Source organism: Ideonella azotifigens (assembly GCF_006519715.1).
Taxonomy (GTDB): domain Bacteria; phylum Pseudomonadota; class Gammaproteobacteria; order Burkholderiales; family Burkholderiaceae_C; genus Ideonella; species Ideonella azotifigens.
In genome coordinates, this window is record NZ_VIDT01000220.1 from 1 (window position 1) to 8,029 (window position 8,029).

The window sequence follows — 8,029 nt, forward strand, 5'->3', positions numbered from 1 at the left end:
AAGCCATCGCGGCCCGGCATCGCCAGGTCGCTGACGATGGCGTCGAAAGGCTGCTGCTCCAGCTGCTGCAGCGCTTCGGTCACCGAGGCCGCCGTCTGCACCCGCGCGCCCATCAGCTGCAGCAGCTCGCGCATGGCCTTGCGCGCCTCGTCATCGTCGTCCACCAGCAGGATGTCCAGCTGCAGGTCCTGGGCAGGCAGCAGCGCCCTGGCCTGCGGCTGCGGGGCGTGGTCCATGGCCGGCAGGTCCAGCGCCGGAAAGCGCAGGATCAGGCGCAGCCCTTTGCCCGGCCCGTCGCTGAGCGCGGTGGCGGTACCACCGTGCGCCAGCGTCAGGTGCTTGACGATGGACAGCCCCAGCCCCAGCCCGCCGTACTCGCGCGTGCGGTGCATGTTGGACTGGGAGAAGCGGTCGAACAGCCGCGGCAGCAGCTCGTCGGACACGCCCATGCCGGTGTCGGAGATGGACAGCTCCAGCAAGCCGTCCAGCCGTGTCATGACCACCTCGATGCGCCCGCCGGCCGGCGTGAACTTGATCGAGTTGCCGACCACGTTGTTGACGATCTGCTGCAGCCGCCGGCCGTCGCCATTGACCAGGTGGCCGGCCTGCAGCCCGCTGCCGGTCAGCACCAGCTGGCGGGCCTGCGCGGTGGGCTGCAGGCCTTCCAGCACGCTGGCGATGCAGGCACCCAGGTCGACCGGCCGCGTCTCGATGGCAAAGCGCCCGGAGGTGATGCGCGAGGCATCGAGCAGGTCGTCGATCAGCTGCGCCTGGACCTTGCAATGGCGCAGGATGGTCTCGACGGCGCGCACCTGCCCCTCGGGCATGTCGCCCCGGCTGGCGTGAGAGCGCGCCAGCACCGCGGCCCAGCCGGAAATGACGTTCAGCGGCGCGCGCAGTTCGTGCGAGACCAGGGCCAGGAAATCGTCCTTGGCGGCATTCGCATGCTCGGCCTCGCCGCGCGCCAGCTGGGCCTGCGAGACGGCCTGCTTCAGGTCGTTGACATCCTGGAAGGCGATCACCGCGCCGTCGATGCGGTCGTCCGCGGTGCGGTAGGCGCGCACGTTGACCAGCCACCAGTGCCCGGCCGCGTCCTGGTACTCGTGCTTGACCGAGGCCAGCCCGCGCACCGCGGCGTTCACCATCTCCTCGATGTCGCTGACCGCAAAGCGATTGTTCAGCGTCGGCATGGCCTTGCCCACGCCATCGGCCGGCAGGCCGAACAGCGTGGCTGCCTGCGGCGTGAAGTGGCGCAGCCGCAGGTGCCGGTCCAGCAGCACGACGGGCAGCGGAATGCCTTCGACCAGGTTGCTCAGGTCGTCATTGGCGACCGCCAGCTGGTCGTTGCGGTCCTTCATTTCCTCGTTCAGCGAATGCAGCTCCTGGTTCGCGCATTCGAGCTCCTGCTTGGCGCTCTGCAGCTCTTCGTTGGCGCTCTGCATTTCCTCGTTGGCACTGAGCATCTCCTCGTTCGAAGTGCGCAGCTGCTCGTTGGCCGATTCGAACTCCAGCACCATGGTCTTGAGCTGCGCCTGGGCCGACTCCAGCTCGGCCGACAAGGTCAGCACCGTTCGCTCCAGGTCGCTTTCCCGGGTCGGGTTGCCGTCAGCGCGACTGGCACCGGCAGTGACGGCCTCGTCGGGCTGCAGTTGCAGGGTCAGGAGAAAGTGCCGCGATTCGGTACCCACCGTCAGCGGCAAGGCTTCCAGCGCGTAGCTGCGTTCGCCGATCGGCACTCGCTCGCGTCGCACCGGTGCGGCCGACTGCTTGGCTTCCAGCAAGGCGGTGCGCACCGGCACGTTCAGCTCCGCGCGCAACAGGCGCGACAGCGACAGCGTCGCCTCGCCGGTGGCTGGCGCGACGAACTCGGCCACATCGCCACGGAACTGCACCACGTCACCCGCCTCGTTGACGACAAAACCCGGCGGCACGTAGCGCTCCAGCGCGCAACGCGTGACGGCCTGCTCGATCTGCTCGGCGTGGCTCCTGGCGCGCACGCTGGCGTCCGGCCGGGGCTCGGCCCAGGGCAGCATGGCCTCCACCGGCCAGGCGCGGCGCGGGCGTTTGCCGGCCAGCTTGCGGTACAGGTGTGGCGCGCCGGCATGCTCGAAGCCCTGGTCCACCGAGGCCGCCTCGGCCCGGCCCAGCAGCACGTAGCCGTCCGGCCGCGCCGCGTAGTGCAGCACGCTCATCACATGCTCCTGCGCCTCCTTGCGAAGGTAGATCAGCATGTTGCGGCAGCTGATCAGGTCCATGCCCAGAAAGGGCGCGTGCGTCATCACGTTGTGGCGCGCGAACACGCACATCGAGCGGATGTCCTTGCGGATCGCAAAGCCGCCGGCCGTCTGCACCAGCGCCTTGGCGCGGTAGGTGTCAGGCAGGCTTTCGACGGCGGCGGCGGCGTAGAGCCCGGCCCGGGCCGTCTCGATCGAACGCTCGTTGATGTCGGTGCCGAAGATCTGCACCTTGGTGCCCAGGCCGCTGGCGTCCAGCGCGTCGCGCAGCAGCATCGCGATGGTGTAGGCCTCCTCTCCGGTCGAGCAGGCCGGCACCCAGATGCGGATCGGGTCATGCCGCAACTCGATCAGCTTGGGGATCACCGTCAGGCGCAGCACGTTGACAAATTCCGCGTCGCGGAAAAAAGCTGTCACGCCAATCAGGATGTCGTCCTGCAGCGCAGCGGCTTCGCCGGGGTCGGTGCGCAGGTGCTGCAGGTAGCCGGCCACGTCGCGGTCCTTCTGCAGCAGCACGCGGCGCAGGAAGCGCCGCTTCAGGTTGGTGTCCTTCACATAGCCGAGGTTGGTGCTGGTGCGCTCCTGCACGATGGCCAGCGCGGCGCTCAGCGCCTCGTCGTAGTCGTCGCCCGGCGCCGGCGGCGCATTGCCGAAGCGCTGCACCAGGCGGGCGGCGATCTCCTCCAACGGCAGCACCTCGTCGACCAGCCCGGTGTTGATCGCCGCGGTCGGCATGCCGTCGTAGTCGGCCGAGCCTGGGGCCTGCACCAGCACAAAACCGCCGGCCGACTTCAGGTCAATGACACCGGCCTCGCCGTCGCTCCCGGTGCCCGACAGGATCACGGCAGCGGCCTCGATGTCGGGGTCCTGGGCCAGCGAAGCCAGGCTGATGTCGATCGGGCGGTGCACGCCTGGCGGCCGCTGGCCGAGCCGGAAGTGACCGTCCAGCGCGGTGACGTTGGCACCCTCGGGCAGCACGTAGACCGTGTCGTGCTCGATCTTGCGCATGTGCGTGAGCCGCTCGACCGGCAGCGAGGTGCGCCGCCGCAGGATCTCGTCGAGCTCGCTTTTCTGCGACTGGTCCAGGTGGCTGACCACCAGCAGCGCAAAACCCGGCCGGTCCGGCAGGCCGGACAGCACCGTGCCAAAGGCATCGATGCTGCCCGCCGAACCACCCAGAACCGCCACCTTCACCAGTTCCTTCTGATTCTGATCTTGCAGGTCCACGGCGTTGCCTCGTTATTGACGGGCGAGTCTACCGCTGTGGATTTCCCCAACACGAGCGAGGGAAGGACCCCATCGGGCCGGCATCTGGCTGACCGGACGGTGCATGCGCAGGCCAGGCTCGCCGCGCAGCAGCGAGCTTGGCCTCGTTTCAGGTGACGCTGTCAGGCCTCCAGCTTGATCTGCGTGCTGGTCGCGGTCACGTAGCCCACCGCGGCGCCGAAGCGGTCGTCGTAGTTGGCGCGCACCAGCGGGTCCAGCGTCGGCTTGACGATGTCGTGCAGCGGCGTCTCCCAGTCGCCCGGGTGCTGGAAGTTGCTCATCACGTAGGTCCAGCCGTTGATCTCGTCGACGGCCTGCAGGCCCGTGGACTCGGCGCCCGACGGGCAGCTCAGCACCCGGCTGAGCGCCTTGGTGTCGACGTTGTAGGCCCACAGGAAGTTGTTGACGTGCATGCCGCTGTCTTCACCGATGAACAGCGTGCGCATGGCTTCCGAGTACTTCAGGTTGTCGGGGTTGCCGATCTTGTCGGCATTGGCCAGGTTGCCGAGCGCATCGGCCGTGGCCAGGTCTTCGCCGAGCAGGATGAACTGCGAGCTGGCCGGCACCCAGTCGCTGTTGATGGCGTTGCCTTCGCTGTCCTTCTGGCCTGCCGCCAGCGTGTGCTCCAGCACGCCGCCGGAGTTGATCGCCGCCGGGAAGACGACGTTGTGCGCGGCGACGAAGCCGGTCTTGCCCGTGACCATTGAGTCCTTGATCGCCGAGATCGCGGAGTAGGCCTTCTTGTCCTGGATGTTGACCGTCGTGCCTTCCATCTTCGTGAAGGCCATGCTGCCGCCCTTCAGCGCGGCGTAGCGGTGGGTTTCCAGGAAGGCCGCGGCCTTCTCCTGGCCGGCCTTCACGCGCACCCACAGCGTCTTCTTGTTCAGCACGACCTGGGTGTAGCTGCTGTCGGCCGGGTCGGTGGTGAGCGAGTCCATGATGTCGGTGGCGACGATGCCGCCGTCCACCAGGGCCTTCACTTCCGCGCTGGTCGCGGCGCCCAGCTTGATCCAGCTGATGCTGGCGCTGGCGGTGGCGTTCAGCTCGCTGGTGTACTTGGCCACGTACAGCGTGCCTGCCGAGAGGTCCTTCTCCTTGTCGGCCACGAACATGAACAGCGCGCCGTTGGTCGCGTCGTCGCCCATCAGCGCGGTGCGGTTGTCGGGCATGACCTGGATCAGCTCGTGCGAGATGCGGCCCAGGCAGTAGTGCTTCTGGATCGTGCCGGTACCGTCCGCCTTCACCGTGACTTCAGGCAGGTGGCCGTAGTCGTAGGGGTTGGCAGTGGTGGTGTCGCCGAAGACGTTCTGGCTGTAGCCGTGCAGCACCGAAAGGGACTGGCCCAGCGCGCCCTGGTCGAAGGCGTCCGGCTCGTATTCTTCGGACGACAGGTGCGTGCCCCAGGGCGACAGGCTGGCGCCGCAAGTGATCCACAGGCCCTTGACGCCCGAGGTGTCCACGTTGTGGTACTTCACCAGGCTGAGCTTGCCGGTGTCCTTGTCCTGGTCCAGCGTGAGCACGGCAATGGGTGACGGCAGCAGGCCGTACATCGAAGCCAGGGCCTGGTTGCGGGTGGCGTATTCGAACTGCACCACGGCGAACACGGTGTTGCCCTTGACGCCGGCCACGCTGGCGCCGCTGACCGTCAGCAGCGAAGTGCCGTCCGGGCAGTCGGAGAAGAACTGGCGCTCCGAGCCGGGCACCGAGCTGTCGACGATGGGCTGGTTGTCGATGTCGTAGTAGCCGCCAGCGACCAGCGTGCCGCCGGCGCCGTCGGGCACCGCGGTGCCGGTGATGAAAAACGGCTGGTAGCCCAGCGTGAAGCTCTGGGTGCTCTGGTTGTCGAAGCTGGCGACCAGCGTCGAGCCGACCGTGGTGGTGGCCATCGCTGCGGCATTGGCCAGCGAAGGCGCGGCCATCGCGCTGAAGCTGACGCCGGTCAGCTTGGCGGACGGCGTGTCGTCGTCGTCGCCGCAGGCGCTGAGCAGGCCGGCGGAGGCCAGGGCGCTGCCCAGCGGCAGCAGGGGCATGCCGGCCATCATCTTGACGAGGCTGCGGCGGGTGGGCTGGAAGGGGGAGGAGGTCATCGGTCTGGCGTTGGCTCGATCAAGAAGACGCCGACGCCGATGCGGCGACGGCACATGCCAGCAATGTAGGAAGCCAAGATGTCAGGACCGTTAAACATCGACTTCCCCTTCCCTGGAGTCGAGATCAGCACCCATCCGAATTCAAGACGTGGCCAAGTGCGCGCTCAGAACGCGGTCCGGAAGCTCACCCGCAAGCTGCGCGGCTCGGCGGGGTGCACGATGCGGCCCTCGGTTGCGTCGCGGTTGGGCAGCTGGTACGCGTAGACATACTGGATGTCGTTGACCTTGCGGTCGAACAGGTTGAAGACGTCCAGCGTCAGCGCCGAATCGCGACCGAGGTAGCGCTTCAGGTCATGGCCGACGCGCAGGTTGAAGGTCGATGCCGGGTTGGAACGCTGGCTGTTGTCTTCCACCAGCGCGCCGCTGCCCAGGTAGCGCCATTGCAGGCTGGCCGACCAGGGGCCGATGTCCTGCAGCGTGGCGGCCACCGAGGCGACCTTGTCGACCGCATTCGGGATGCGCTCACCGTTGTCGAAACGGGCGTGCGTGAACGCGAAGTCGGCGTCCAGCAGGAAGTGCTTGTTGGAGGTCCAGCGGTTGTTGAACTCGATGCCGTGGCGGCGGCTGCCGTCGCTGGCCTCGGTGGCACCGGCGTCACCCACGTAGACCAGCTCGGAGTCGAAGCGCAGCTGCCACAGCGCCAGCGAGCTTTGCAGGCCGGGCAGCGCTTCGGTGCGCAGGCCCAGCTCCATGCCGCGCGAGGCGACCAGGCCGGGCACCGGGTCCACCGCGTCGCCGGTCTTGGGGTCGATGTGGGCCGTGGTGCCGCGTGCATCGTTGCTGTGGAAGCCGCGGCCGGCGTTGAAGAACAGCTCGGTCTTTTGCCACGGGCCGGCGATCAGCGACAGCTTGGGGGACCACTGCGTGGCATCGGCCTTGCCGCCGTTGGCCGGCTGAAGGCGGCTGTCGACGTCGAAGCTGGCGCGGTCCACGCGCAAGCCGGCAATGCCACGCAGCCATGGCGCAAGCTGCACGCTGCTCTGGCCGTAGAGGCCGGCCAGGGTTTCCTTCACGTCGTCTTCGCGTGTGGTGCCGATGACCTGGCGCGCCTCGGTGTCGAACAGGCCGACGTGGATGCTGTCGTAGCGGATTTGTGCGCCCACTTCGCTGCGCGCCTCCAGGCTGCCCAGCATGTGGTTCCAGGCCTGCGAGGCCTTGGCGCCGAAGACGCTGCGCGCGTCCTGCTGCGAGAACTGGTCGCCAGTGTCCGGCCGTTCCAGCGCGTAGGTGAAGTTGGAGAACAGCTTCAGGCGATAGCGCATCGCGTAGGCCGAGACATGGGTCTCGCTGTCGTCGCCCACGCGGTGCCATTCGCCGGCCAGGCTGTAGCGCGAGGTGCTGCCGCCATCCGTCGGGTCCAGCGAGTCCCAGCGCGAGAACGGCTTGTCGTTGTACTGCCCGGCGGTGATCAGGTCTTCCGGCACCTGGTCGGTCGAAGTCCAGCCCGCGTCATAGCCCATCAGGCTGACGCTGGCGCCCTGCGCGCGCGTGCCTTGCGAGAGCTTCAGCACCGCGTTCTTGCGCCGCAGGTTCTCGGGCACGGTCCACGGGCCGTCATTGGCCATCCATTCGACGGCGGCGTAGGCGCTGGTGTCCTCGCTCAGTGGCGTGCTGACGGCCCCCACCGCGCGGCGGTAGCCGTTCTGTCCGGCGGTGAGCTGCACGAAGGGCGTGTCGAGCCGGGTCTTGTAGGCAATGTCGGCCGCGCCCGCGGAAGCGAAGTCGCCATGCGTCGCGAAATACGGGCCCTTGCGGTAGTCGATGTGGTCCACCAGTTCGGGGATCAGGAAGTTCAGGTCCGAGTAGCCCTGGCCGTGGCCGTGCGTGGGCATGTTGACCGGCATGCCGTCGACGCTGGTCGCGAAGTCGGTGCCGTGGTCCAGGTTGAAGCCGCGCAGGAAATACTGGTTGGCCTTGCCGTCACCCGAGTGCTGGGTGACGATCAAGCCCGGCACGAACTCCAGCACTTCGCCCGGGCGCAGTGCTGGCCGGCTCTTCAGCAGCTCGGCGCGGATGCTGCCTTGCGAGGCGGCGTCGCTGCTGCCCACCGCGTTGTCGTAGTGGCGGCCGGTGACCTCCACGGTTTGAGGCGCCTCGGCAGCCGCCTCCTCGGCGCGCGCGTTGGCGAGTTGGAAAGCGCAGCACAAGGCCAGGCAGGCAGGACGGAGCGCTGCGGAGTGGCGAGCGGAAACAGGGCAAGGCATGCCCAGGAGGTGCAGGGAAGACAACATTGGTGGTGCCAACAGGCGGTGTCGGGAAGAGAAAGGCGAACGCCTGGCCGCCACGCGACGCAGCGAGTGGCAGGCATGCAGGCGCATCGGCCCAGGCTGCGCGGGCAGCCGACCTTCATCATCGACTATCCGGTCGAGGTGAGCCCGCTGG

Annotated in this window: 3 protein-coding genes; all 3 read right to left on the bottom strand. The window is 68.0% G+C overall.

The window, feature by feature from the left end; all coding sequences use genetic code 11:
- Positions 1-3,461, bottom strand: a 3,461-nt coding sequence (locus tag FKP22_RS14670) for a CheR family methyltransferase (protein WP_233446850.1), incomplete at its 3' end; no start/stop codon positions are given.
- 161 nt (positions 3,462-3,622) lie between these two features.
- Complete coding sequence (locus FKP22_RS14675) at positions 3,623-5,587, bottom strand: PhoX family protein (RefSeq protein WP_141288214.1); 1,965 nt, start codon at positions 5,585-5,587, stop codon at positions 3,623-3,625.
- A 164-nt stretch (positions 5,588-5,751) separates the two neighbouring features.
- Complete coding sequence (locus FKP22_RS14680) at positions 5,752-7,794, bottom strand: TonB-dependent receptor (RefSeq protein WP_231010488.1); 2,043 nt, start codon at positions 7,792-7,794, stop codon at positions 5,752-5,754.
- Between the last annotated feature and the right edge of the window lie 235 nt (positions 7,795-8,029).